This is a genomic window from Burkholderia sp. 572, assembly GCF_040545135.1.
Classification (GTDB): Bacteria; Pseudomonadota; Gammaproteobacteria; order Burkholderiales; family Burkholderiaceae; genus Burkholderia; species Burkholderia cepacia.
The window spans coordinates 22,238-45,554 of the sequence record NZ_JBEPLH010000021.1 but is presented as its reverse complement, the minus strand read 5'-3'; the positions used below and the strand labels follow the sequence as shown (position 1 = coordinate 45,554).

Below are 23,317 nucleotides of genomic sequence, written 5' to 3'. Positions count from 1 at the left end.
AGAGAGGGCCGTTTTCCCATGACCGCTACCCGATTTGCGGCGCGCGCCCGTGCGCGCCGCCCGCTCGTCCGCGCGCTGGCCACGTGTGCGCTGTCGCTCGGCATCCCGCTTGCCGCGCAGGCCGCGGCGCTCACACCCGAACAGACCGTCGACGTTTATCTGGGCGCCATCGTCAACAACGACGCGGCCAAGGTCGAGCAATTCAACGACACGGTGCGCGAGACCGCCGATCCGAAGGAGGCCCGGAACATGCTGCTGCCGGCCGACATGTACGGCGACATGCGCGAACAGATGCTCGGGCAGACGCTGGCATTGATGTCGGAATCCGCGCGCGAAGCGCTGGCGCCGTCGCTCGACTCGATGCTGGTCGCGTACACGGGCGCGTTGCGGCGCTCGCAATGCAACGTCACCGGCGTCAAGCGCACGCCGGGTGCAGGCGGGAAGGGGCAGGAACGCGCCACGGTCAGTTTCGAGTGCAAGGTGGCCGATGTCACGCCGCCGGGCGACGCGGCCACGAAAGCGCGCGCGGACGCGAAAACCGACCAGCAGCGCTTCGCGGCTGTCAGGACGACGTTCACGGACGTGGCGCGCGCGTTCAACGACGCCCCGGTCAGCCGGCGCATCAAGGGGCAGGTGGAGATGGTCGGTTCGGACAGCAAGGGCTGGACGACCGACAGCCCCGAAAGCCTGCTGAAGCCCGTCGTCGATGCGCTGTCCGGCCCGGTTGTCGCGGCGGTCGCCGCCAGCCAGCAATGAGGCTGCCGCGCCGGCCCGATCGATTCGATACCGACATGACCCGACCGATGGACGTTTCCCTTCATGCGCGCCGCGGCGCGCGTTTTCCGTTGTTCCGCGCGACGCGCGCGGCTGTGCTGTCCGCGCTCGTCGCGGGCGGTGCCGCGCACGCGGCGGTGCTGACGCCCGAGCAGACCACCGATCTGTATCTCGGCACCTTCGTCAACGGCGACGTCGCCAAGGCGGCGCAGTTCAACGATGCCATGCGCACGCGCTTCGACGGCAAGGACGCACTCGACGTCGCGGCGATCCCGAAGCTCGGCGACACGATGCGCGACAACATGATCGCCGCGCTGCTGTCGAAGATGCCGGCCAGGTCTCGCGCGGCATTGCGCGAACCGATCAGCGCGTCGATCACGTCGTATCAGCATGTGCTGGCGCGTTCCGAATGCAAGGCGACCGGTTCGACGCAGAAGCCGAACGAGTACGTGGCGGGCGAATCGATCGCGACGGTCGATTTTTCGTGCCGTGTCGTCGATGTGGAGCCCGGCGTGAAGGCGCTGAAGGAGAAGCTGGGCAACCCGCGCCTGAAGACCGACAAGGCCCGGACGGCCTTCCTCGCCGCGTTTTTCTCGGGCATGGCGCGCGTCTACGACGAGGCCCCGATGGGCCGCCCCGTGACGGGGCAGGTCGATCTCTACGGCACGAACGAGAAGGGCTGGCTCACGGGTTCTCCGGGTGACGTGCTGTCGCCGCTGGTTGATGCGCTGCTGGGGCCGATCGGCTCGGCGGGCGGAGAAGCCGACAAGTAAGCGACGCGATCCCGGCCGCTGCACATGGCCGGCATGCCGTGCATTCGAACGGGGAGTGAACGATGAAGATCCTCACGCGAGGGATGCTGGTTGTCGCGGTGGCTGTTTCGATGTGCGGAGCGGCTGTGGCGGGCGACAACGCCGCCGAGCCGGTCGCGCTGCCGGTTTCGCCGACGGCGCACGCGGCCGTCGAGCGGCTGCTCGCCGATCTGCGCACGCGCTCGACACCGGACCAGTACGCGGCGGTGGCCGCCGCGATTCACGCGTCGCCGGCGCTGGCGGCGCAACTGGACGAACTGGTCGACGCCGGCCTGCTGACGCGCATCGCGGTCGACAGCGGCGAGCCCGCGCTCGGCAGGACGACCGGCGCGTTGCGCAACGGGAGCGTGTGGATCCTGACGCCGGCGTTCGTCGCGCAACAGGCGCCGCGGCGCCTGTTCGACGTCGTGCAGGACGACGACATCCTGCCGGACAACATGGTGTTCGCGCTCGGCTACATGGCATGGCGCGCGAAGCACGATGCCGACGTGAGCCGCGCGTCCGACGCGCTGCGGGCGTCGGACGACAGCGCGGACGCGAAGAAGCAGCGGTGGATCGACCTGAACACGCGGATCGACGCCGGCGGCTTCATCCAGGGCTGGAACGACACGGTGGACGCGGCCACGTTCCAGCAGGGCGGCCGATCGGTCAGCATCGTGCAGGCGGTGCAGATGATGATGAACCTGCGCTATCGCGGCCCGCTGATCACGGCGATCCGGGCGACGCCGCCGGCGCGCAAGCTGCGGATCACCGGGCCGGCGCTCGCGCTCGACGCGGACAACCTCGACGCGCTGGCATCCGCGCTCCAGACTTCCCCCGTCATCGACATCGAGCCGTTCAGCGCGGCGCGCTGACACGCGTCGCCGTGCGCCGGCGTCATGCCGCGGGGCGTGCCCGGCCGCGCCTCGCGATCACCACCCGCCCCAGCGCGCGGCGAGCGCGGCGAGCACGGCCGCGCCGGCCGTCTCGGTGCGCAGCACGCGGGGCCCGAGCGACAGCGCGGTGAACCCGCGTGCGCGGGCCGCGTTTTCCTCGTCGGGCGACAGCCCGCCTTCCGGCCCGATCAGCAGCGTGACGGTTGCCGCAGGCGGCGCGTCGGGCAGCGACGCGAACGGGATGCTCGCGCGCGGCGACAGCAGCAGCCGCAGCTCGCCGTCGGCCGGCGCGGCCGGCAGCGTATCGAGCCACGCGTTGAAGCCGGCGATCTGCGCGACGTCGGGCACGCGGTTGCGCCCGCATTGTTCGCACGACGCGCGCACGACGCCGCGCCAGTGCGCGACGCGCTTGTCCGCGCGCTCGCCGGCGAGCTTCACGACGCCGCGCGCGGTCGACAGCGGCACGACCGCGGCAACGCCGAGCTCGACGGCTTTCTCGATCACCCAGTCCATCTTGTCGCCGCCGGCGATGCCTTGCGCGAGCGTCACGCGATAAGGCGGCTCGGCTTCGGCCGGGTCGAACGTGTCGATCTGCGCGAGCGCGCTGCGCTTGTCGATCTCGACGAGCCGCGCGCGGTACTGGCCGCCCGTGCCGTCGAACAGCGCGAGCACGTCGCCGGGCTGCAGGCGCAGCACCTGCGCGTGGCGCGCGACATCGGCCGGCAACGCGAGCGTGGCGTCGGCGCGCAGTGCCGCGTCGACGAAAAAGCGCGGCACGGCCGCGGTGGTGGTGGCTTCGTTCATGCGTGTAGCGGTTGGGGTCATGCGTCGAGACGGCGCCCGAGCGCCCATCGGTAGCCGTCGAGATCCTCGATCTGCGCGAACCGGTCGCCCCAGAACTGATCCTGCGGCGGGCTCAGCGATTTCGCGCCCGCGTCGAGCGCGCGCTGCCAGGTGGCGTCGACGTCGTCGACATACAGGTAGAACGACTGCGGCGCGGTGGCGTTCGCGCTCTTCGGCGTGAGTGCGGTCGAGCCGAACGCACCCTCGGGCGCGAACATCACGATCAGCTGGCCGCGGTAGGCCATCTCGACGTGCATGATCGCGCCGTCCTCGTCGTGCACGTCGCGCAGCTCGAAGCCGAATGCGGCCTTGAAGAAATCGATGGCCGCGCGCGCGTTGCGTACGGCCAGGTAGGGTGTCAACCAAGGCACGTTGGCCGGACGTGGATCGGTCATGAAAATCTCCTGTGTGGGCGCTTCGGCGCTTGCGCTGATTCCATGCTTCGGCGTTCGTTCAGGGGGCGGCGCGGCGTCCGGGGCGATTCGCCCCGTGCCGCACGTCACGCATTTTGCGAAGACACGACGGGAAAGCGGAGCGAGGCGCCGCGCCGACGCTCAGCGGCGAACGCCCAGTGTATCGCGCAGCGCGCGCGGCAGGGCAAAGAGGGACGCATGCAGCCGGGCGTCGTAGTAACGCAAACCCTGGACGCGGCGGGCGGCGAGCCGCTCGTCGACGTCGTGCGCGAACAGCGCGGCCGCGTCGAGCGTGTCGCTCGCGATCGCCATCAGCCACTGCGAGCCGTACAGCGGCACGTGCGCGGACAACGGATCGACGACCGAGAAGCTCGCGCGCAGGTCGTCGAGCAGCGCGGCGATGCGCGCCGTGTGGAACAGCGGCGAGCCGAGGTGCATCGAGATCGCGCCGCACGGCGTGAGGATCCGCTTGAGTCGCGCGTAGAACTCGCGCGTATAGAGGCCGGCCGCCGGCGAATCGGGCGGCGTGAGGTCGAACACGACGAGATCGAAGTGTTCGACGGTCGACGTGACGAAATGCGCGGCGTCGCCGATCACGACCTCGACGCGCGGATCGTCGAGCGCGCCCTGGTGCACGTCGTCGAGATAACGACGCGCCATGCCGACCACCTCGTCGTCGAGCTCCGCGACGACGATCCGCTCGATGCATGCGTGCTTGAGCAACTGGCGCGCCGCGCCGCCGTCGCCGCCGCCGAGCACGAGCGCCTTCCTCGGGCACGGATGCGCGAGCGCGGCCGGGTGCGTCATGCACTCGTGATACACGTATTCGTCGCCGACCGACGTCATCGGCCGGCCGTCGAGCGTAAACAGGCGGCCGAGCTGCGGCGTTTCCCAGACTTCGATCTGCTGGTGCGGCGATGCGACGTGCGCGAGCCGACGGGCGTTCGGGAAGCCGTACGCGGCGTCGGGCGTGGGATGAAAGAGAAGGGTCGTGCTCACGGGCGGGCCGCCAGGGCAGGGAGTTCCGACGTCTGAATTATAGGAGGCGGGCGGTTTGACGGAAAACCGTGCCGGAACACTACGCGCCGACAAGGGAAATGTCAGGCCATCTGTTAAAATGACGAGCTTTGCAGCCTCGTCCGTAGGCTCCGTCCGCTTCGCGTCCGTCAGGCGCCGCACCGCGCGCCGGGAACGATCGACGCCCGAGCTTCCGGATGCCGCCGTGCCCCGTTTCCTCGACTCGTTCTCCGGACTCGACATGACGACTTCGTCTCCCGCCTCCACCACCCTGATGGCCAACGCGATCCGCGCGCTCGCGATGGACGCCGTCCAGCAAGCGAACTCCGGCCACCCCGGCATGCCGATGGGCATGGCCGAAATCGGCGTCGCGCTCTGGTCGCGCCACCTGAAGCACAACCCGACGAACCCGCACTGGGCGGACCGCGACCGCTTCGTGCTGTCGAACGGCCATGGCTCGATGCTGCTGTACTCGCTGCTGCACCTGACCGGCTACGACCTGCCGATGGAAGAGCTGAAGAACTTCCGCCAGCTGCACTCGAAGACGCCGGGCCACCCGGAATACGGCATCACGCCGGGCGTCGAGACGACCACCGGCCCGCTCGGCCAGGGTCTCGCGAACGCGGTCGGCATGGCGCTCGGCGAAGCGCTGATGGCCGACGAGTTCAACCGTGACGGCACGAAGATCGTCGATCACCACACGTACGTGTTCCTCGGCGACGGCTGCCTGATGGAAGGCATCTCGCACGAAGCCTGCTCGCTCGCCGGCACGCTGAAGCTGAACAAGCTGATCGCGCTGTACGACGACAACGGCATCTCGATCGACGGCGACGTCGTGAACTGGTTCCACGACGACACCCCGAAGCGCTTCGAAGCCTACGGCTGGAACGTGATCCCGAACGTGAACGGCCATGACGTCGACGCGGTCGACGCGGCCATCGCGAAGGCGAAGCTGTCGGACAAGCCGACGCTGATCTGCTGCAAGACGGTGATCGGCCAGGGCGCGGCGACCAAGGCCGGCGGCCACGACGTGCACGGCGCGGCGCTCGGCGCGGAAGAAATCGCGAAGACGCGCGAAGCGCTCGGCTGGAAGTGGGAGCCGTTCGTGATCCCGCAGGAAGTCTACGCGGCCTGGGATGCGAAGGAAGCCGGCAAGCGCGCCGAAACCGAATGGGATGCGACGTTCGCCGCCTATCGCGCGAAGTTCCCGGCAGAAGCCGCCGAATTCGAGCGCCGGATGGCCAACAAGCTGCCGGCCGACTGGGCTGAAAAGGCCGCGGCGATCATCGCCGGCGCGAACGAGCGCGCCGAGACGGTTGCGACCCGCAAGGCGTCGCAGCAGGCGATCGAAGGGCTGGCTGCCGCGCTGCCGGAGCTGCTCGGCGGCTCGGCCGACCTGACCGGCTCGAACCTGACCAACTGGAAGGCGTCGAAGGCCGTCCGCGCGAATCCGGAAGGCCCGGGCGTCGTGCTGGGCAACCACATCAACTACGGCGTGCGCGAATTCGGCATGAGCGCCGCGATCAACGGCCTCGCGCTGCACGGCGGCCACAAGCCGTTCGGCGGCACGTTCCTGACGTTCTCCGACTACAGCCGCAACGCGCTGCGCGTGGCCGCGCTGATGAAGGTGCCGTCGATCTTCGTGTTCACGCACGATTCGATCGGCCTCGGCGAAGACGGCCCGACGCACCAGTCGATCGAGCACGTGTCGAGCCTGCGCCTGATCCCGAACCACGACGTGTGGCGTCCGGCCGACACGGTCGAGACGGCCGTCGCGTGGACCCACGCGGTCGCCGCCGACCGTCCGTCGAGCCTGATCTTCAGCCGCCAGAACCTGGCATTCAACCCGCGTACCGATGCGCAGATCGCGAACATCGACAAGGGCGGCTACGTGCTGAAGGACTGGGACGAAGAGATCGTCGCGCGCAAGATCATCCTGATCGCGACGGGCTCGGAAGTCGAACTCGCGATGAAGGCCGTCGAGCCGCTCGCGCAGCAAGGCATCGCGGCACGCGTCGTGTCGATGCCGTCGACCAACGTGTTCGACCGCCAGGACGCCGAATACCGTGAACGCGTGCTGCCGCACGGCGTGCGCCGTGTCGCGATCGAAGCGGGCGTGACCGCGTTCTGGCACAAGTACGTCGGCCTCGAAGGCGGCGTCGTCGGGATCGACACGTTCGGCGAATCGGCACCGGCCGGCGTACTGTTCAAGTACTTCGGCTTCACCGTCGAGCACGTCGTCGAGACCGCCAAGGCCGTGCTGGCCTAAAGACATACGCGACGCGCGCCGCCCCTCGCGCGCGTCGCACGTGAAGCTGCACGAAACGAATTTTTTCAGCCATCAGGAGATAGACCATGACGATTCGCGTCGCAATCAACGGCTACGGCCGTATCGGCCGCAACACGCTGCGCGCGTTCTATGAAAACGGCAAGAAGCACGATCTCGAGATCGTCGCGATCAACGACCTGGGCGATGCGAAGACCAACGCGCACCTGACCCAGTACGACACCGCGCACGGCAAGTTCCCGGGCGAAGTGTCGGTCGACGGCGATTACCTCGTCGTGAACGGCGACAAGATCCGCGTGCTGGCGAACCGCAACCCGGCAGAACTGCCGTGGGGCGAGCTTGGCGTCGACGTCGTGATGGAATGCACGGGCTTCTTCACGACGAAGGAAAAGGCGAGCGCGCACCTGAAGGGCGGCGCGAAGAAGGTCATCATCTCGGCACCGGGCGGCAAGGACGTCGACGCGACGATCGTCTACGGCGTGAACCACGACGTGCTGAAGGCCGAGCACACCGTCATCTCGAACGCATCGTGCACGACGAACTGCCTCGCGCCGCTCGTCAAGCCGCTGAACGACAAGATCGGCCTCGAAACCGGCCTGATGACGACGATCCACGCTTACACCAACGACCAGGTGCTGACGGACGTCTATCACGAAGACCTCCGCCGCGCGCGTTCGGCTACCCACAGCCAGATCCCGACGAAGACGGGCGCGGCTTCGGCCGTCGGCCTCGTGCTGCCGGAACTGAACGGCAAGCTCGACGGTTACGCGATCCGCGTCCCGACGATCAACGTGTCGATCGTCGACCTGTCGTTCATCGCGAAGCGCGACACGACGGTCGAGGAAGTCAACGCGATCATGAAGGAAGCATCGGAAGGCGCGCTGAAGGGCATCCTCGGCTACAACGACGCACCGCTGGTGTCGATCGACTTCAACCACAACCCGGCTTCGTCGACGTTCGACGCAACGCTGACCAAGGTGTCGGGCCGCCTCGTGAAGGTGTCGAGCTGGTACGACAACGAGTGGGGTTTCTCGAACCGCATGCTGGATACGGCTGTCGCATTCGCGAACGCGAAGTAATCCCGTACGTTGCGCGGCCGCCGCAAGGCGGCCGGCGTGGCGAACGAGCCCGGCCCGGTTTTCCGGCCGGGTTTTTTATTGCCCGGCGTTCGCCGTCACGTGTTCGAGCGCGTCGACGAACGCGCGCTTCAGCGGGCTGTCGAGATCGGTCCATGCGAGGCCGATACCGGTGCGGTGCCCGGCCAGGTCGAGCGGCCGCGCGAGCACGTTCGGCGGCAGCGCGCTGGCAGCCTCCGCCGGCATCAGCCCGATTCCCATCCCCGCCGCGACGAGCGCGAGCATCGTCGTGAACTCCCCGAACTCCTGTGCGATCTCGAGCGTCGTGCCCGCGCGGCTCAGCGCGAGCAGCATGTCGTCGTGAAAGCCCGGCGCGTAGCGGCGCGCGAGCACGAACGCGGGCTGGCCGCGCAGCGCGGCCGGCGGGATGGCGTCGTGCGCGGCGAGCGGATGGTCGAGCGGCAGCGCGACGACGAAGCCTTCCTCGAGCACCACGCGCGTGTCGATGCCCGCATACGCGGCCGGCAGCCGGATCATCCCGAAATCGATCCGCCGGTCGCGCAGCGCGGCGACCTGGTCGGGCGTCGGCATGTCCTTCAGTTCGAGTGTGATCAGCGGATAACGCTCGCGCATCGTGCGCAGTACGGCCGGCAGCAGCGCGGGCAGCACCGACGACACGAACGCGATCCGCAGCGTGCCGATCTCGCCGCGGCTCGACAGCCGCGCCATCTGTTCCGCGCGCGCGGCCTGCTGCAGCGTGGCACGCGCCTCGGGCAGGAACACGCGCCCGGTCTCGCTCAGTTCGACCTTGTGGCGGTCGCGCTCGAACAGGCGTGCGCCGAGTTCTTCCTCGAGCGCCTTGATCTGCATGCTCAGCGCGGGCTGCACGATGAACAGGCGCTGCGCGGCGCGCCCGAAATGCAGTTCTTCCGCGAGCGTGACGAAGGCGCGCAATTGCTTGAGTTCCATGGGCGGCGGGCAGGCGTGGGCGGTAATCAGATTTCATGATAACCGGATCAAAAAAGACCATTGGCGCGGTACCCGGCCGGCGGCCGAAGATACCGTCAACGCGAGACCGGCCGCGATGGGCCGCCGGCTCGACTGGCACGAGGAGACACGCATGACCCACGCGCTCGAACGGTTCCGCCTCGACGGCCGCCGCGCACTGATTACCGGTTCCGGACGCGGGATCGGGCTGACGCTCGCCCGCGGGCTGGCCGAAGCCGGCGCGGCGATCGTCATCAACGATCGCAATGAGGAGAAGGCCGCGACGCTCGTGCGGCACCTGCGCGAGGAAGGTTTCACGGCCGACTACGCGGTATTCGACGTCGCCGAGCACGCGCAGGTGCGTGCGGCGATCGACGATTTCGAGGCGCGCGTCGGCGCGATCGACATCCTCGTGAACAACGCGGGCATCCAGCGCCGCGCGCCGCTCGACGCATTCGAACCCGACGACTGGCAGGCGCTGATGCGCGTGAACCTCGACGGCGTGTTCAACGTCGCGCAGGCGGTGGCGCGGCACATGATCGCGCGCGGCCGCGGGAAGATCATCAACATCTGCTCGGTGCAGAGCGAGCTCGCGCGGCCGACGATCGCGCCGTATGCCGCGACCAAGGGCGCGGTGCGGATGCTGACCAAAGGGATGTGCGCCGACTGGGCGCGCCACGGCATCCAGGCGAACGGCCTCGCGCCCGGCTATTTCGAAACCGAACTCAACCGCGCGCTGGTCGACGACGCCGCGTTCTCGGACTGGCTGTGCAAGCGCACGCCGGCCGGCCGCTGGGGGCGCGTCGACGAGCTGTGCGGGGCGGCGATCTTCCTCGCATCGGCCGCGTCCGATTTCGTGAACGGCCAGACGCTGTTCGTCGACGGCGGCCTGACCAGCGCCGTCTGAGCGGCGGCGCGAGCGCGCCATGCGCGCAGCGCCGTTGCGCCGGCCGCGGCCGGCATCCGAATTCCCAGAAGAGCCCGCCGCACGAGCGGGCCGATGTCCCGGTCGCGGTACGCGCCGGGTTCCGGAACGGAAGGCAGGAGACAGGAGACAACGATGGATCGCATTTCCCCGCCGCCCGCGCGGCACGATGCAGGGTCCGGTGCGCCGGGCGAGACCGTCGAGCGCCGCGGCGTCGACACGAAGCAGCTCAACCGCGCGGCATGGACCTGCTCGCTCGGCAGCGCGCTCGAATACTACGATTTCGCGTTGTACACGCTCGCATCGGCGCTGGTTTTCGGGCCGCTGTTCTTTCCCGCGCAGACCGCCGAGATGCGGCTGATCGCGAGCTTCGGCACCTATTTCGTCGGGTTTGCGGTGCGCCCGCTCGGCGGGGTCGTGTTCGGCGTGCTCGGCGACCGGATCGGCCGCAAGTTCGTGCTGACGGCGACGGTGCTGCTGATGGGCGTCGCGAGCACGCTGATCGGCGTGCTGCCGACCTTCGAAACGGCGGGCTACTGGGCCCCCGGGCTGCTCGTGCTGCTGCGCATCCTGCAGGGCCTCGGTGCCGGTGCCGAGCAGGCCGGCGCCGCGGTGCTGATGACCGAATACGCGCCGCCCGGCAAGCGCGGCTTCTATGCGTCGCTGCCGTTCCTGGGCATCCAGCTCGGCACGGTGCTGGCGGCCGCGGTCTATTTCCTGCTGCTCGCGAACCTCGACCGCGTCACCGACGGCTGGGGCTGGCGCGTGCCGTTCCTGTTCAGCGCGGTGATCGTCGCGGTCGGGATCTACATGCGCGTGCGGCTGCACGAGTCGCCGACCTTCGTGCGGCTCGAAAAGCGTGCGCAGGTATTGGCGAATCCGCTGAAGAGCGCCGTGCAGCATTCGAAGCGCTCGCTGCTGATCGGCATCGGCCTGCGGATGGCCGAGAACGGCGGCTCGTCGATCTACCAGGCACTCGCCGTCAGCTATCTCGCGGGCGTGATCGGCATGAAGGGGCCGATCGGCGCGCTCGCGCTGGTGTGCGCGGCGACCGTCGGCGCGTGTACGGTGCCGCTGGCGGGCCGGCTCAGCGACCGCTTCGGCCGCGTGCGCGTGTATCGCACGTTCGCGTGGCTGCAGCTCGCGCTCGCGTTCCCGGTGTGGTGGATCTTCAGCCAGGGGAACGTGGTCGCCAGCGTGATCGCGATCTCGGTCGCGCAGGGCTTCGCGAACTGGGGGATGCTCGGCGCGCAGGCCGCGCTGCTGCCCGAACTGTTCGGCGCGCGGCATCGCTACATGGGCGTGTCGTTCTCGCGCGAAGTGTCGGCTGTGCTCGCGGGCGGGATTGCGCCGCTCGTCGGCGCGACGATCATCGCGACCGTGATCGCGCTGCACGGCGGCGATCACGCGGCCGGCGTGCGCGCCTGGGTGCCGATCGCCGCGTACCTGGTGCTGCTGACGCTGATCACGCTGTTCACGACGTCGCGGATGCCCGAAACGCTGAACCGCGATCTCGACGATCCGCTCGACGCGGCACAGGTGGCGCAGGCCCCGGGCACCGATGCGCTCGCGCGGCACGCATGAACGGGCCGGGCGGCTGACGCGGCCCGGCCTGCCTTTGCATTCAACTTACCTCGACAGGAGCAAGCGCAGATGGCGCACGAATCGACCCAGCGGCCCGAACTGCTGATGACGGGCCCTTACCAGCCGTGGGACGACGCATGGCTGTCGGCAGGCTATGACGTCCACCGGCTGTGGGAAGCCGCCGACCGCGCGGCGTTCCTCGCCGAGCACGGCGCCGGCGTGCGCGCGATCGCGACGCGCGGCGATCTCGGCGCGAATGCCGCGCTGATCGCCGCGCTGCCGAAGCTCGAGATCATCGCGTGCTACGGCGTCGGCACCGATGCGATCGACCTGGCCGCCGCGCGCGAGCGCGGCATCCGCGTGACGAACACGCCCGACGTGCTGACCGGCGACGTGGCCGACCTCGGCGTCGGGCTCGCGCTCGCGATGATGCGCCGCATCGGCGCCGGCGACGCGTACGTGCGTTCCGGTGCCTGGCGCGACGGCGACATGCCGCTCGTCACGCGGCTGTACGGCAAGCGCGTCGGCGTGGTCGGCTTCGGCCGGATCGGCTCGACGATCGCGCGCCGGCTGTCGGGCTTCGACGTCGAGCTCGGCTACTTCGATGTCGCGCCGCGCGCGGACAGCCCGCACCGCTTCTTCGGCGACCTCGCCGAGCTGGCCGGCTGGTGCGACCTGCTGATCGTCACGCTCGCGGGCGGGCCGGCGACGCGTCACCTCGTCGGCGCCGCCGTGCTCGACGCACTCGGGCCGCAAGGCTATCTGGTGAACGTGTCGCGCGGCACGACCGTCGACGAACCCGCGCTGCTCGACGCGCTCGAGCGTGGTGCGATCGCCGGTGCGGCGCTCGACGTGTTCTGGAACGAGCCGCGCATCGACCCGCGTTTCCTCGCGTTGCCGAACGTGCTGCTGCAGCCGCACCATGCGAGCGGCACGATCGAGACGCGCCAGGCGATGGGCTGGCTGGTGCGCGACAACCTTGCCGCGCACTTCGCCGGCGCGCCGCTGGTCACGCCGGTCGTCTGAGGAGGCTGTCATGCGTATGCGTTGCATGTGTGTCGTGATCCACGGGCCGAACGACCTGCGGGTGGAAGAACAGGACGCGGGCGAGATCGGCCCGGGTCAGGTGCGCGTCGAGGTCGCGATGGGCGGCATCTGCGGCTCCGATCTCCATTACTTCCGGCACGGCGGCTTCGGTGCGATCCGGCTGCAGCAGCCGATGGTGCTCGGCCACGAGGTCGCCGGCACGGTCGCGGAAGTCGCGCCGGACGTGACGTCGGTGAAGGTCGGCGATCGCGTCGCGGTCAATCCGAGCCGGCCGTGCGGTGCGTGCCGCTACTGCCTCGAAGGGCTGCCGAACCAGTGCCTCGACATGCGTTTCTACGGCAGCGCGATGCGGATGCCGCACGTGCAGGGCGCATTCCGCAACGCGCTCGTGTGCGACGCGGTGCAGTGCGTGAAGGTTGCCGATCACGTGCCGATGTCGCTCGCGGCGCTCGCCGAACCGTTCGCGGTCGGGCTGCACGCGGTGTCGCGCGCGGGCCCGCTGATCGGCAAGCGCGTGCTCGTGTCGGGCTGCGGGCCGATCGGCGTGCTCGCCGTCGCGGCGGCGCGCGTGCACGGCGCGGCGGAGATCATCGCGACCGACGTCGTCGAGGCGCCGCTGGAAGTGGCGAGCGCGCTCGGCGCCGACCGCACGATCAACGCGGCGGCCGACGCCGGATGGGTCGAGCGCTACAGCGCCGACAAGGGCACGTTCGACGTGATGATCGAGTGTTCGGGCAATGCGCGCGCGCTGCGCGACGGGCTGGACGTGATGCGTCCGCGCGGGGTCGTCGTGCAGCTCGGGCTCGGCGGCGACGTCAGCCTGCCGCAGAACGTCGTGGTCGCGAAGGAGCTGTCGATCTGCGGTTCGTTCCGTTTTCACGCGGAATTCGCGCTCGCGGTGCAGCTCATCAATGCGGGACGCGTCGACCTGCGGCCGGCCGTCACGCGCGTGTTCCCGATGCGCGACGCGAACCTCGCGTTCGAACTGGCCGGCGACCGGCAGCGTGCGATGAAGGTGCTGATCGATTTCGTCGACGAGGCTGCGTGACGGTCACGCACTGGCGCGACTGTCTCGACGCGATCGTGAAAAGGGCACGCCCGCGCTTCGCGGGGCGTGCCCTTTTTCATGGTGACGAGAAAACGCCCCGCTGAATTACTGCGTGACCTGCCGCGCGCCGGCGCGCTGCGACGCGAGCCACAACACGACCAGCACGCCCGCGAGCGCCGCGCCCGCGATGCACACGCCGCGCCAGCCGTCGATGCCGTACGCGACGCTCGCCGCGAACGACCCGAGCGCGCCGCCGATGAAGTAGCTTGTCAGGTAGATCGTCGTCACGCGGCTGCGCGCGTTGCCGGCCAGCGCATAGATCACGCTCTGGTTCGAGATGTGGACGCCCTGCACGCCGACGTCGAGCAGCAGGATGCCCGCGATCAGCGCCGCCAGCGAGTGCGCGCCGGTCGCGATCAGCGCGAACGACGCGAGCACGGCCGCCGCGAACAAGCCCGTCGCGGCATTGCCGTGTCCGCGATCGACCAGCCGGCCGGCCGACGTCGCCGCGAGCGCGCCTACCGCGCCGACGACGCCGAACAGGCCGATCTGCCCTTCGGAATAGCTGTACGGCGGCTGGCTCAGCAGGAACGTGAGGCCCGTCCACAGCAGGCTGAAGCACGCGAACACGAGCGCGCCGTAGGCGGAGCGCAGCGCGATCAGCGGTTGCGCGCGCACCAGCGCGACGAGCGACTTCATCAGCGCCGCATAGTCGAGGCGCGCGTCGCGGCGATCCTTCGGCAGCTTCACGGCGAGCACGGCCGTCAGCGCGAGCACCATCACCGCGGCGATGCCGTACACGGCCCGCCAGCCGAACCCGTCGGCGATCGCACCGGCCGCGACGCGCGCGAGCAGGATGCCGAGCAGCAGCCCGCTCATCACGGTGCCGACCGCGCGGCCGCGCGAGCGCGCGTCGGCGAGCGACGCCGCGAACGGCACCAGCAACTGCGTCGAACAGGTGACGAAGCCGACCGCGACGTTCGCGACGACGAACATCGTGAAGTTCGTGCTGAACGTGACCGCGGCCAGCGCGACGACGTTGAGCATCAGCAGCCGCACGATCAGCGTGTGGCGATTGACCGCGTCGCCGAGCGGGACGATCAGCAGCAGGCTCGCCGCATACCCGAGCTGCGTCAGCGTGACGAGATAGCCGAGTTCGGTCGGCGCGCGGCCGAAGCTGTGCGCGATCGCGGCGAGCAGCGGCTGCGCGTAATAGATGTTGCCGATGACGATGCCGCACGCGCACGCGAACAGCAGCGTCATGCCGCGGGTCAGGGGAGGATGGTTGTCTTGATGCGGTTCCATGGTCGCGAAAAACAGCAGCGCCGGCCGGCAGCACGGGGCCGTCGGCTGCGCGGGGTGACGGAAATCGGGGCCGGCGTCAACGGATCGGCGGTGAACCGATGCGCGCCGGGCGGATCGCGGCCGGGCCCGGATCGGGCGGGCGGCGGATCGTCGTGCGGCGGGCGCAGGCAGGCGGGCCCGGGCGGGCCGTTCCGATGCGCAAAGCAGGTGCGATGCGCCGGAACGGATGTGCGTATGATGCGGGAATCGAACCATAGCGTCCAAGACTGGATCGTTATGCTCTTTATTGGCAAAACCAATACGTCGGCCGTCATGCTACTCCGCCACATCCGCTATTTCCTGGCCGTCGCCGAGCAGCGCAGTTTCACGCGCGCGGCCGACGCGCTGCACGTGTCGCAGCCGACGCTGTCGCAGCAGGTCCGCCAGCTCGAGGAAACGCTCGGCGTGCAGCTGTTCGACCGCTCGGGCCGCACGGTGCAGCTCACCGAGTTCGGCGAGGTCTATGCGCGCCACGCGCGTGCCGCGCTGCATGAGCTCGATACGGGGCAGCGCGCGTTGCACGACGTCGCCGGCCTCGGCGGCGGGTCGTTGCGGCTCGCGATGATGCCGACCTTCGCGGCCTACCTGAGCGGCTCGCTGATCGACGCGTTCCATGCCGACTATCCGAACGTCGCGCTGACGATCGACGCGATGCCGCAGGAACGCATCGAGGCGCTGCTCGCCGACGACCGGCTCGACGCGGGCTTCGCGTTCATGCCGCCGCGCGCGCCGGACGTCGACGCACTGCCGCTGTGGGACGAGCCGCTCGCGCTCGTGACGGGCCGCACGCACCGTCTTGCGCGGCGGCGCCGCGCGCTGACGCCGGCCGAGCTCGGCGGCGAGCCGCTGGTGCTGCTGAGCCGCGCGTTCGCGACGCGCGAGAGCATCGACCGCTATTTCATCGAGCACGGCGCGAGGCCGAAGATCGCGATCGAGACGAATACGGTCAGCGCGGTGCTGGAGCTCGTGCGGTGCGGCCGGCTCGCGACGGTGCTGCCCGACGCGGTCGCGCGCGAGAGTGCCGACCTGTGCGCGCTGGAGATCGATCCGCCGCTGCCCGCGCGCACGGCGGCGCTGCTGACACGCAAGGGCGCGTACCGCAGCGTCGCGGCGCGCGCGTTCATCGAGCGTGCGCTCGCGTATCGGGATCCGTCGGGAGGTTGACCGGTACGACGGGGCGGCGCGCGCGGCGCGCGGCCGCCCGGGCCGTCAGGTGCGCGGTGTCGGGAAGAAGATGCCCGCGCGCTGCGCGGCGTTCGCGATGTGCGTTTCGATCGCGGTGCCCGCGGCGGCCGCATCGCGTGCGATCAGCGCGTCGACGATCGCGCGGTGCTCGGTCCACGTCGACAGCAGCAGCTCGCGCCGGTAGAACGGCATGCGCTGGCTTTCCTTCATGATGTCGGCGCTGCTGCGCAGGATCGATTCGATCGCCGCGTTGCCCGCGAGATGGATGATCCGCATGTGGAAGTCGAAGTCGAGCTGCGATGCCGCGTCGAGTTCGCTTTCGGTGAGCGCGACGTGCAGGTCGGCGAGATTGTCTTCGAACCACGCGATGTCGTCGTCGGTGACGACGTGCGCGGCCATTCGCGCGGCGAATCCTTCGAGCGCGTAGCGCATCTGGTAGGTATCGGGCGGCGACGACTGCTCGGCGAACCGCCACGCATGGGCGGCCGTGGCCTGCGCGCTTTCGACATACACGCCCTTGCCCGCGCGGATGCGCAGCATCCCGAGCGCCTCGAGCGTCGACAGCGCCTCGCGCAGCGACGCGCGGCTGATCTCCAGCTCCTCGGAGAGCTGGCGCTGGGCCGGCAGCAGGCTGCCGACCGGATACACGCCTGCCTCGATCCGGTCGCGGATCGTCGCGATGGCGGCGTCGGTCACGGTATGCGGAACGTTTTTCATGAGGTGAACTTTGGCCGGTCTGACCGGCATTGTAATCCGCACGCGGGCGGTGCATGGACGCCCTACGGGAAAGCCACGATCTGCCCCTGTCCGGTGCGTGTCAGGCGGGTGGGGAGGGGGCGGGAAATCCCTATTTTGTCCGTCCTTGACGCCACTATATCGGCTTCCTACTATCGACCATAACATCACTGGTCTTACCAGTATGAACAGACGAAACTGCAACCGTTGGATCGGGAGAGCGCCGTGTCGAAATTCCTCAATTCGCTGTTTGGCCGGGTAGTCGTCGCATTGATCCTGGGGATCGCGCTAGGCGCGTTCTTCCCGCATTTCGCCGAGTCGCTGCGACCGCTCGGCGACGGCTTCCTGAAGCTCATCAAGATGGTGATCGGGCCGATCGTGTTCTGCGTCGTGGTCAGCGGGATGGCGAACGCGGGCGACCTGAAGAAGGTCGGCCGGGTCGGCCTGAAGGCCGTCATCTACTTCGAGGTGATGACGACGCTCGCGCTCGGCATCGGCCTCGTGCTCGCGTGGGTCACGCGCCCGGGCGTCGGGATGAACATCGACCTGCGCTCGCTCGACGCGTCGTCGCTCGCGTCGTACGCGAAGAACGCCGAGAGCCTGAAGGACACGGCCGGCTACCTGATGAAGATCATCCCCGAGACCGCGATCGACGCGTTCGCGAAGGGCGACATCCTGCAGATCCTCGTGTTCGCGGTGCTGTTCGGTTCCGCGCTGTCGCTGCTCGGCGACAAGGCGCAACGCGTCAACTCGCTGATCGAGGAGCTGTCGCACGTGTTCTTCCGGATCATCGGCTTCATCATCAAGCTCGCGCCGCTCGGCGTGCTCGGCGCGATCGCGTTCACGACCGGCAAGTACGGCGTCGCGTCGCTCAAGCAGCTCGGCTACCTGGTCGCGGTGTTCTACCTGAGCTGCTTCGTGTTCGTCACGGTCGTGCTCGGCGTGGTGATGCGGCTCGCGGGCTTCTCGGTGTTCAAGCTGATCCGCTACCTGCGCGAGGAACTGTCGATCGTGCTCGGCACGGCGTCGTCGGACGCGGTGCTGCCGCAGGTGATGCGCAAGCTCGAATACATGGGCGTGAAGGATTCGACGGTCGGCCTCGTGATCCCGACCGGCTATTCGTTCAACCTCGACGGCTTCTCGATCTACCTGACGCTCGCCGTGCTGTTCATCGCGCAGGCCACCAACACGCCGCTGTCGACGCACGATCTGATCGTCGTGCTGCTCGTGTCGCTCGTCACGTCGAAGGGCGCGCACGGGATCCCGGGCTCGGCGATCGTGATCCTCGCGGCGACGCTGTCGGCGATCCCCGCGATTCCCGTGCTCGGCCTCGTGCTGATCCTGCCGGTCGACTGGTTCGTCGGCATCGCCCGTGCGCTGACCAACCTGATCGGCAACTGCGTCGCGACGGTGGTCGTCGCGGTGTGGGAGAACGACATCGACCGGGCGCGCGCGAAGCGCGTGCTGAACCGCGAGCTGCGCTACGTGCCGGCCGAAGAGGAAGACCGCACGGCGCCGGTCGCCGGCGATCAGGCTCACGCGCTCTGAGCGCGACCCCGCGCGGGCGGCCTTGCCCCGGGCCGCCCCGCGCACCTGGCATTCATGTGGCCGGCGCCTCGATGCGCCGGCCCTTCATCAAACTACAGGAGACGACATGGCAGCCCCCATCCTCGATCCGGATGCGCCGGCGTTTACGCGGCGTTACATGAACCTCGCCGACCCGCGCCTCGGGGCGCAGGCGCTTGTTGCCAGCGACGAGTTCTTCGCGCCGAAGGAGCGCATGCTGAATCCCGAGCCGGCCGTGTTCATCCCCGGCAAGTACGACGACCACGGCAAGTGGATGGACGGCTGGGAAACGCGCCGCAAGCGCACGACCGGCCACGACTTCTGCGTGGTGCGGCTCGCGCGGCCGGGCGTGATTCACGGCGTCGACCTCGACACGAGCCATTTCACCGGCAACTTCCCGCCGGCCGCATCGATCGACGCGTGCGTCGCGGAAGGCGACACGCCGTCCGACAACGCCGAATGGCGCACGATCGTCCCGGCGACGACGCTGCAGGGCAATTCGCATCGCTACGTGAGCGTCGACGATGCGCAGCCTTATACGCACCTGCGCGTGAACCTGTACCCGGACGGCGGCCTCGCGCGGCTGCGCGTGTACGGCCAGCCGCAGCGCGACTGGCGCCAGGTGCCGGCCGGCGAGCTCGTCGATCTCGCGGCGATCGAGAACGGCGGCTACCTGGTGGCCGCGAACAACCAGCACTTCGGCCCGGCATCGCAGATGCTGATGCCGGGGCGCGGCGCGAACATGGGCGACGGCTGGGAAACGCGGCGCCGCCGCGAGCCCGGCAACGACTGGGCGATCGTCGCGCTCGCGCGGCCGGGCATCATCCGGCGCGTCGAGGTCGATACCGCGTTCTTCAAGGGCAATTTCCCCGACCGCTGCTCGCTGCAGGCCGCGAGGGTGGCGGGCGGCACCGACGACTCGCTCGTCACGCAGGCGATGTTCTGGGCCGAACTGCTCGGCGAGCAGAAGCTGTCGATGGACCACGCCCACACGTTCGACCAGCTTGCGGCGCTCGGCCCCGTCACGCACGTGCGTTTCAACATCTTCCCGGACGGCGGCGTGTCGCGCCTGCGTCTGTGGGGCGAGCCGGCTTGAAGGAGGGCAACGGCATGAGCGGATCCCGCATCCTGCGCGTCGAGCGCCTGACCCGCGAAGCGTTCGCGCCGTTCGGCGACGTGATCGCGCTCGAAGGCGCGCGCCATTTCCCGATCAACGGCGGCACGACCGAGCGCTTCCACGATCTCGCGACGATCGACGTGTGCGCGGACGGCGGCCGCCCGCTCGTCAGCGTGTTCCGCGCGCAGCCGCGTGCGCTGCCGGTTGCGGTCACGCTGATGGAGCGCCATCCGCATGGCAGCCAGGCGTTCATCCCGCTCGCGGCGGTGTCGCGTTACGCGATCGTCGTCGCGCCGGCCGGCGAGTTCCGGCCCGACGCGATGCGCGCGTTCCTCGCGGAAGGCTGGCAGGGCGTGAACTATGCGAAGGGCGTCTGGCACCATCCGCTGCTCGCGCTGGATGCGGTCAGCGATTTCGTGATCGTCGATCGCGGCGGCCCGCAGCCGAACTGCGACGAAATCCCGCTCGAGTGCGCATGGGCGCTGGAGTTCGAACCGGCCTGCGCGGGCGCGGCATGACGAAGGCGGGCAGGCCGGCCCCTCCGGCGGCCTGATGTCACCCGGGGCCGCCCGGGCAGGCAACGCGAAGGGTGTGCGAAAGCCTGGGCGGGCCCGCCCGTGGGGCGGCGGTGCGCCGCCGGTTTCCCCGGGCGGGCGCCTCCTGCGTATCCCGAAAAGAAGACGGCCCGGAAGGCGAATCGCCGTCCGGGCCGTCCTGCATGCGCCGCGCGCGGCTGGATCTCAGTGCTTGCGGTGCGGGCAGTTCTCGGTCGTGCAGGAACCGTACATCGCGAGCGAGTGCTCCTGGAGCCGGAAGCCGCGCTCCTTCGCGATCGCCTGCTGGCGGCTTTCGATCTCGGCGTCGAAGAATTCCTCGACCCGGCCGCAATCGAGGCACACGAGGTGGTCGTGGTGCGAGCCTTCGTTCAGTTCGAACACGGCCTTGCCGGATTCGAAGTTGCTGCGCGACAGCAGCCCGGCCTGCTCGAACTGCGTCAGCACGCGGTAGACGGTGGCAAGCCCGATGTCGAGCTGCTCGTTGAGCAGGTTCCGGTAGACGTCTTCTGCGGTCAGATGGCGCACCGGGCTTTGCTGGAAGATCTCGAGAATCTTGAGGCGCGGTAGGGTGGCCTTTAGCCCGATATTCTTGAGATCCGTCGGATTGGTCATGGCTAGGCATCCCTAGAGTACAATGCAGGGCTTCAATGTTACCGGCTTTTCGCCGTTCCAGAAACACGCGCGGCCTGCGACGCGGGCCTGCACGGTGAGGGAAATGATTCCAGAATCTCTTTCGCACTTTCAGAGGAGCCGCATGCGGAGTGTCATCATCGCTGCCGCCGCCGTTGCCGCGCTGGCTGGTTGTTCGTCGTACGACAGCGTGACGCAGCGCATCGCGCAGAGCATCACCCCCTACCGGATCACCGTCGTGCAAGGCAACTTCGTGTCGCAGGAGAAAGCCTCGCAGCTGCAGGTCGGCATGTCGCGCGAGCAGGTACGCGCGCTGCTCGGCACCCCGCTGCTGGCGGACATGTTCCACGCCGACCGCTGGGATTACCTCTTCTACTTCAAGCGCGGCTCGACGGCGGTCGTCCAGCAGCGCGATCTCGTCGTGACGTTCTCGGGCGATCGCGTCGCGGGCTGGACGGGGGCGGACAACCTGCCTTCGGAACTCGACCTGCTGGCCGACATCGACGGCGACCGTGGCGGCAAGAAGGCGAAGGCGGCCGCAGCGGCGAAGAAGGCCGCCGAGGCTGCCGCCGCCGCGAGCGCCGCGCAGGCGGCGAGCGCGCCGGCGCCGGAGACCGTCGCGAGCCCGTCCACCGTGCCGGCGTCCGGCGCGGTGGTCGACCAGGATGCGAACGCGCAGGCCGCCCGCGCGGCGAACCGCGCGACCAACCAGGTGTCGGGCCAGGGCACGGCCGCGCGGCGGTTCACGCCGTCCACGCAGGCTGCCGGCGGTGCGCCGGTGCCGGGCGGCCAGCCGCCGGGCGCGGTTCCGGCGATCCAGCCGCAGTTCCAGTTCCATCGTCCGCCGCCGCCGAACGCGTCGAACGAGGCGTCGCCGCCGGTCGGCCCGCAAGGCTCCGACACGCTGCAGAACCAGCCGCTCACCGCGCCGGCGCAATAAGCCCGCGCGCGGAAACAGGGCGGCATGTGCCGCCCGCCTTTAGACCTGTCGTGTAGAAAGCCATGAAGATTGCGATTGCCGGCGCATCGGGCCGTATGGGCCGGATGCTGATCGAAGCCGTTCTCAACGATTCCGACGCGCAGCTCGTCGGCGCGCTCGACCGCGCCGATTCGCCGTTCCTCGGCCAGGACGCCGGCGCGTTCCTCGGCAAGGAAACCGGGGTCAGGCTGACCGCCGATCTCGACGCCGTGTTCGCGCAGGCCGACTACCTGATCGACTTCACGCGTCCGGAAGGCACGATGGCCCATATCGAGGCCGCGCTGCGCCACGACGTGAAGCTCGTGATCGGCACGACCGGCTTCACCGCCGAGCAGAAGGCCGGGCTGCAGGCCGCGGCGGGCAAGATCGGCATCGTGTTCGCGGCGAACATGAGCGTCGGCGTGAACGTCACGCTGAAGCTGCTCGAATTCGCGGCGAAGCACTTCTCGCACGGCTACGACATCGAGATCATCGAGGCGCATCACCGCCACAAGGTCGACGCGCCGTCGGGCACCGCGCTGATGATGGGCGAAGCGGTCGCCGGCGCGCTCGGGCGCTCGCTCGACGATTGCGCGGTGTACGGCCGCCACGGCGTGACGGGCGAACGCGATCCGTCGTCGATCGGCTTCGCGGCGGTGCGCGGCGGCGACATCGTCGGCGATCACACCGTGCTGTTCGCCGGGATCGGCGAGCGCATCGAGATCACGCACAAGTCGTCGAGCCGCGTGTCGTATGCGCAGGGCGCGCTGCGCGCGGTCCGCTTCCTGTCGGCGCGCGGCGCCGGCCTGTTCGACATGCAGGACGTGCTCGGCCTGCGCTGACCCCACGGGGAAACTCCGATGGCGATACCCACCGGCGTTGTCCACTACCTCGAAAGCGGCGATGCGATCACGCATGCCGTCGCCTATGTGCTGCTGGCGATGTCCGTCGCCAGCTGGTGCTTCCTCCTCATGAAAGCCTGGCTGCTGGTCCGCGCGAAGCGGCAGGGGCCGCGCGCGCTCGCCGCGTTCTGGCGCGCGCCGTCGCTCGACGCGGGCATAACCGCGCTCGCCGGCGCCGATCGCGAGCGCGTGTTCGTGCCGCTCGCCGAAGCCGCGCGCGATGCGGCCGACGATCACGACCCGGCCGCGCTGGCCGCGCGCGTCGAGCGCGGCGAACGCGTGCTGCGTGCGTTGCGGCACGCGATGCTGCGCTCGCAGCGGCGCCTCGAATTCGGCCAGGTGCTGCTCGCGTCGATCGGCAGCACCGCGCCGTTCGTCGGGCTGCTCGGCACCGTGTGGGGCATCTATCACGCGCTCGGCAGCATCGCCGCGAGCGGGCAGGCGCAGATCGAGAGCGTCGCGGGGCCGGTCGGCGAGGCGCTGATCATGACCGCGTTCGGGCTCGTGGTCGCGATTCCCGCGGTACTGGCCTACAACATCCTCGGGCGGCTCGTGCGGCAACTCGCCGAGGAACTCGACGGTTTCGCGCGCGACCTGCACGTGTTCGTCTGCGCGCAGGAAGCCTGACGCGTCCA

At 69.4% G+C, this 23,317-nt stretch carries 23 protein-coding genes; 16 read left to right on the top strand and 7 right to left on the bottom strand.

Features of this window, described 5'->3' with window-relative positions; genetic code table 11:
- The first annotated feature begins 18 nt into the window (after positions 1 to 18).
- From ABIC51_RS31335 to ABIC51_RS31325, 3 genes are all read left to right on the top strand, one after another.
- On the top strand, positions 19 to 756 hold the full coding sequence (locus ABIC51_RS31335; RefSeq protein ID WP_175862010.1) for a hypothetical protein: 738 nt from the start codon (positions 19 to 21) through the stop codon (positions 754 to 756).
- A gap of 35 nt (positions 757 to 791) precedes the next feature.
- Positions 792 to 1,547, top strand: a complete 756-nt coding sequence (locus ABIC51_RS31330; protein ID WP_226129132.1) for a hypothetical protein — start codon at positions 792 to 794, stop codon at positions 1,545 to 1,547.
- Between the two features lie 62 nt (positions 1,548 to 1,609).
- Positions 1,610 to 2,440, top strand: a complete 831-nt coding sequence (locus tag ABIC51_RS31325; RefSeq protein ID WP_175862011.1) for a hypothetical protein — start codon at positions 1,610 to 1,612, stop codon at positions 2,438 to 2,440.
- Between the two features lie 57 nt (positions 2,441 to 2,497).
- Here ABIC51_RS31325 and ABIC51_RS31320 read toward each other — a convergent pair whose 3' ends face one another.
- The 3 genes from ABIC51_RS31320 to speE form a co-directional block, all read right to left on the bottom strand.
- Positions 2,498 to 3,265 carry a 16S rRNA (uracil(1498)-N(3))-methyltransferase gene (locus ABIC51_RS31320; protein ID WP_027788401.1) on the bottom strand — a complete coding sequence of 256 codons (768 nt, stop codon included), beginning with the start codon at positions 3,263 to 3,265 and terminating at the stop codon, positions 2,498 to 2,500.
- 17 nt (positions 3,266 to 3,282) lie between these two features.
- The gene (locus tag ABIC51_RS31315) at positions 3,283 to 3,699 is read right to left on the bottom strand and encodes a VOC family protein (RefSeq protein WP_021159271.1); all 417 of its coding nucleotides are present in this window, start codon (positions 3,697 to 3,699) and stop codon (positions 3,283 to 3,285) included.
- A gap of 159 nt (positions 3,700 to 3,858) precedes the next feature.
- Positions 3,859 to 4,716 carry a polyamine aminopropyltransferase gene (gene speE, locus ABIC51_RS31310; protein WP_027788400.1) on the bottom strand — a complete coding sequence of 286 codons (858 nt, stop codon included), beginning with the start codon at positions 4,714 to 4,716 and terminating at the stop codon, positions 3,859 to 3,861.
- Positions 4,717 to 4,975: 259 nt separating this feature from the next.
- Between speE and tkt the strand changes: the two genes are divergently transcribed.
- A complete protein-coding gene (tkt, locus tag ABIC51_RS31305) occupies positions 4,976 to 7,003 on the top strand; it encodes a transketolase (RefSeq protein ID WP_175897926.1) in 2,028 nt (675 codons plus the stop codon).
- A gap of 86 nt (positions 7,004 to 7,089) precedes the next feature.
- Positions 7,090 to 8,100: a type I glyceraldehyde-3-phosphate dehydrogenase gene (gene gap, locus ABIC51_RS31300; RefSeq protein ID WP_006485712.1), complete on the top strand. Its 1,011-nt coding sequence runs from the start codon at positions 7,090 to 7,092 to the stop codon at positions 8,098 to 8,100.
- Between the two features lie 75 nt (positions 8,101 to 8,175).
- Here the strand turns inward: gap and ABIC51_RS31295 are convergent, their stop codons facing one another.
- A complete protein-coding gene (locus ABIC51_RS31295; protein WP_021159274.1) occupies positions 8,176 to 9,066 on the bottom strand; it encodes a LysR substrate-binding domain-containing protein in 891 nt (296 codons plus the stop codon).
- Positions 9,067 to 9,217: 151 nt separating this feature from the next.
- On the opposite strand from ABIC51_RS31295, the gene ABIC51_RS31290 reads away from it, so the two are divergent.
- The 4 genes from ABIC51_RS31290 (at position 9,218) to ABIC51_RS31275 (ending at position 13,688) form a co-directional block, all read left to right on the top strand.
- A complete protein-coding gene (locus ABIC51_RS31290; protein ID WP_027788397.1) occupies positions 9,218 to 9,991 on the top strand; it encodes an SDR family NAD(P)-dependent oxidoreductase in 774 nt (257 codons plus the stop codon).
- Between the two features lie 153 nt (positions 9,992 to 10,144).
- Positions 10,145 to 11,593 carry an MFS transporter gene (locus tag ABIC51_RS31285; protein WP_175862012.1) on the top strand — a complete coding sequence of 483 codons (1,449 nt, stop codon included), beginning with the start codon at positions 10,145 to 10,147 and terminating at the stop codon, positions 11,591 to 11,593.
- 69 nt (positions 11,594 to 11,662) lie between these two features.
- Entirely contained in the window at positions 11,663 to 12,619 is a 957-nt protein-coding gene (locus ABIC51_RS31280; protein WP_059697838.1) for a 2-hydroxyacid dehydrogenase, read from the top strand.
- A 10-nt stretch (positions 12,620 to 12,629) separates the two neighbouring features.
- Positions 12,630 to 13,688, top strand: coding sequence for an L-idonate 5-dehydrogenase (locus ABIC51_RS31275; protein WP_226129130.1), 1,059 nt, complete (start codon positions 12,630 to 12,632; stop codon positions 13,686 to 13,688).
- A 105-nt stretch (positions 13,689 to 13,793) separates the two neighbouring features.
- On the opposite strand, the gene ABIC51_RS31270 is transcribed toward ABIC51_RS31275, so the two are convergent.
- Positions 13,794 to 14,993, bottom strand: coding sequence for an MFS transporter (locus ABIC51_RS31270; RefSeq protein WP_027788393.1), 1,200 nt, complete (start codon positions 14,991 to 14,993; stop codon positions 13,794 to 13,796).
- Positions 14,994 to 15,305: 312 nt separating this feature from the next.
- Here ABIC51_RS31270 and cynR point away from each other — a divergent pair, with 312 nt between their 5' ends.
- Positions 15,306 to 16,196 (top strand): transcriptional regulator CynR, encoded by an 891-nt coding sequence (cynR, locus tag ABIC51_RS31265; RefSeq protein ID WP_027788392.1) that lies wholly within the window; start codon positions 15,306 to 15,308, stop codon positions 16,194 to 16,196.
- A gap of 45 nt (positions 16,197 to 16,241) precedes the next feature.
- Here the strand turns inward: cynR and ABIC51_RS31260 are convergent, their stop codons facing one another.
- Complete coding sequence (locus ABIC51_RS31260) at positions 16,242 to 16,964, bottom strand: FadR/GntR family transcriptional regulator (protein ID WP_021159281.1); 723 nt, start codon at positions 16,962 to 16,964, stop codon at positions 16,242 to 16,244.
- Positions 16,965 to 17,177: 213 nt separating this feature from the next.
- Here ABIC51_RS31260 and ABIC51_RS31255 point away from each other — a divergent pair, with 213 nt between their 5' ends.
- The 3 genes from ABIC51_RS31255 to ABIC51_RS31245 all read left to right on the top strand — a co-directional run bounded on the left by ABIC51_RS31255 (position 17,178) and on the right by ABIC51_RS31245 (position 20,153).
- Positions 17,178 to 18,500: a C4-dicarboxylate transporter DctA gene (locus tag ABIC51_RS31255; RefSeq protein WP_021159282.1), complete on the top strand. Its 1,323-nt coding sequence runs from the start codon at positions 17,178 to 17,180 to the stop codon at positions 18,498 to 18,500.
- 106 nt (positions 18,501 to 18,606) lie between these two features.
- Entirely contained in the window at positions 18,607 to 19,614 is a 1,008-nt protein-coding gene (gene alc / locus ABIC51_RS31250) for an allantoicase (RefSeq protein WP_175897920.1), read from the top strand.
- A 14-nt stretch (positions 19,615 to 19,628) separates the two neighbouring features.
- Entirely contained in the window at positions 19,629 to 20,153 is a 525-nt protein-coding gene (locus ABIC51_RS31245) for an ureidoglycolate lyase (RefSeq protein WP_027788390.1), read from the top strand.
- A gap of 222 nt (positions 20,154 to 20,375) precedes the next feature.
- On the opposite strand, the gene fur is transcribed toward ABIC51_RS31245, so the two are convergent.
- Entirely contained in the window at positions 20,376 to 20,804 is a 429-nt protein-coding gene (gene fur / locus ABIC51_RS31240) for a ferric iron uptake transcriptional regulator (protein ID WP_006400349.1), read from the bottom strand.
- A 142-nt stretch (positions 20,805 to 20,946) separates the two neighbouring features.
- Here fur and ABIC51_RS31235 point away from each other — a divergent pair, with 142 nt between their 5' ends.
- The 3 genes from ABIC51_RS31235 to ABIC51_RS31225 all read left to right on the top strand — a co-directional run bounded on the left by ABIC51_RS31235 (position 20,947) and on the right by ABIC51_RS31225 (position 23,309).
- Positions 20,947 to 21,762 (top strand): outer membrane protein assembly factor BamE, encoded by an 816-nt coding sequence (locus ABIC51_RS31235; RefSeq protein WP_059697831.1) that lies wholly within the window; start codon positions 20,947 to 20,949, stop codon positions 21,760 to 21,762.
- A gap of 62 nt (positions 21,763 to 21,824) precedes the next feature.
- On the top strand, positions 21,825 to 22,622 hold the full coding sequence (dapB, locus tag ABIC51_RS31230; RefSeq protein ID WP_021159286.1) for a 4-hydroxy-tetrahydrodipicolinate reductase: 798 nt from the start codon (positions 21,825 to 21,827) through the stop codon (positions 22,620 to 22,622).
- 18 nt (positions 22,623 to 22,640) lie between these two features.
- Positions 22,641 to 23,309: a MotA/TolQ/ExbB proton channel family protein gene (locus tag ABIC51_RS31225; protein WP_027788388.1), complete on the top strand. Its 669-nt coding sequence runs from the start codon at positions 22,641 to 22,643 to the stop codon at positions 23,307 to 23,309.
- Positions 23,310 to 23,317: the final 8 nt, after the last annotated feature.

Coding starts and splice junctions, on each gene's coding strand:
- ABIC51_RS31290 (WP_027788397.1), top strand. CDS start 9,218: ATGACCCACGCGCTCGAACGGTTCCGCCTCGACGGCCGCCGCGCACTG.
- cynR (WP_027788392.1), top strand. CDS start 15,306: ATGCTACTCCGCCACATCCGCTATTTCCTGGCCGTCGCCGAGCAGCGC.
- ABIC51_RS31320 (WP_027788401.1), bottom strand. CDS start 3,265: ATGAACGAAGCCACCACCACCGCGGCCGTGCCGCGCTTTTTCGTCGAC.
- ABIC51_RS31260 (WP_021159281.1), bottom strand. CDS start 16,964: ATGCCGGTCAGACCGGCCAAAGTTCACCTCATGAAAAACGTTCCGCAT.
- ABIC51_RS31225 (WP_027788388.1), top strand. CDS start 22,641: ATGGCGATACCCACCGGCGTTGTCCACTACCTCGAAAGCGGCGATGCG.
- ABIC51_RS31295 (WP_021159274.1), bottom strand. CDS start 9,066: ATGGAACTCAAGCAATTGCGCGCCTTCGTCACGCTCGCGGAAGAACTG.
- ABIC51_RS31285 (WP_175862012.1), top strand. CDS start 10,145: ATGGATCGCATTTCCCCGCCGCCCGCGCGGCACGATGCAGGGTCCGGT.
- ABIC51_RS31280 (WP_059697838.1), top strand. CDS start 11,663: ATGGCGCACGAATCGACCCAGCGGCCCGAACTGCTGATGACGGGCCCT.
- ABIC51_RS31275 (WP_226129130.1), top strand. CDS start 12,630: ATGCGTATGCGTTGCATGTGTGTCGTGATCCACGGGCCGAACGACCTG.
- ABIC51_RS31315 (WP_021159271.1), bottom strand. CDS start 3,699: ATGACCGATCCACGTCCGGCCAACGTGCCTTGGTTGACACCCTACCTG.
- ABIC51_RS31235 (WP_059697831.1), top strand. CDS start 20,947: ATGCGGAGTGTCATCATCGCTGCCGCCGCCGTTGCCGCGCTGGCTGGT.
- ABIC51_RS31270 (WP_027788393.1), bottom strand. CDS start 14,993: ATGGAACCGCATCAAGACAACCATCCTCCCCTGACCCGCGGCATGACG.
- ABIC51_RS31325 (WP_175862011.1), top strand. CDS start 1,610: ATGAAGATCCTCACGCGAGGGATGCTGGTTGTCGCGGTGGCTGTTTCG.
- fur (WP_006400349.1), bottom strand. CDS start 20,804: ATGACCAATCCGACGGATCTCAAGAATATCGGGCTAAAGGCCACCCTA.
- alc (WP_175897920.1), top strand. CDS start 18,607: ATGGCAGCCCCCATCCTCGATCCGGATGCGCCGGCGTTTACGCGGCGT.
- ABIC51_RS31330 (WP_226129132.1), top strand. CDS start 792: ATGACCCGACCGATGGACGTTTCCCTTCATGCGCGCCGCGGCGCGCGT.
- ABIC51_RS31245 (WP_027788390.1), top strand. CDS start 19,629: ATGAGCGGATCCCGCATCCTGCGCGTCGAGCGCCTGACCCGCGAAGCG.
- ABIC51_RS31335 (WP_175862010.1), top strand. CDS start 19: ATGACCGCTACCCGATTTGCGGCGCGCGCCCGTGCGCGCCGCCCGCTC.
- gap (WP_006485712.1), top strand. CDS start 7,090: ATGACGATTCGCGTCGCAATCAACGGCTACGGCCGTATCGGCCGCAAC.
- tkt (WP_175897926.1), top strand. CDS start 4,976: ATGACGACTTCGTCTCCCGCCTCCACCACCCTGATGGCCAACGCGATC.
- dapB (WP_021159286.1), top strand. CDS start 21,825: ATGAAGATTGCGATTGCCGGCGCATCGGGCCGTATGGGCCGGATGCTG.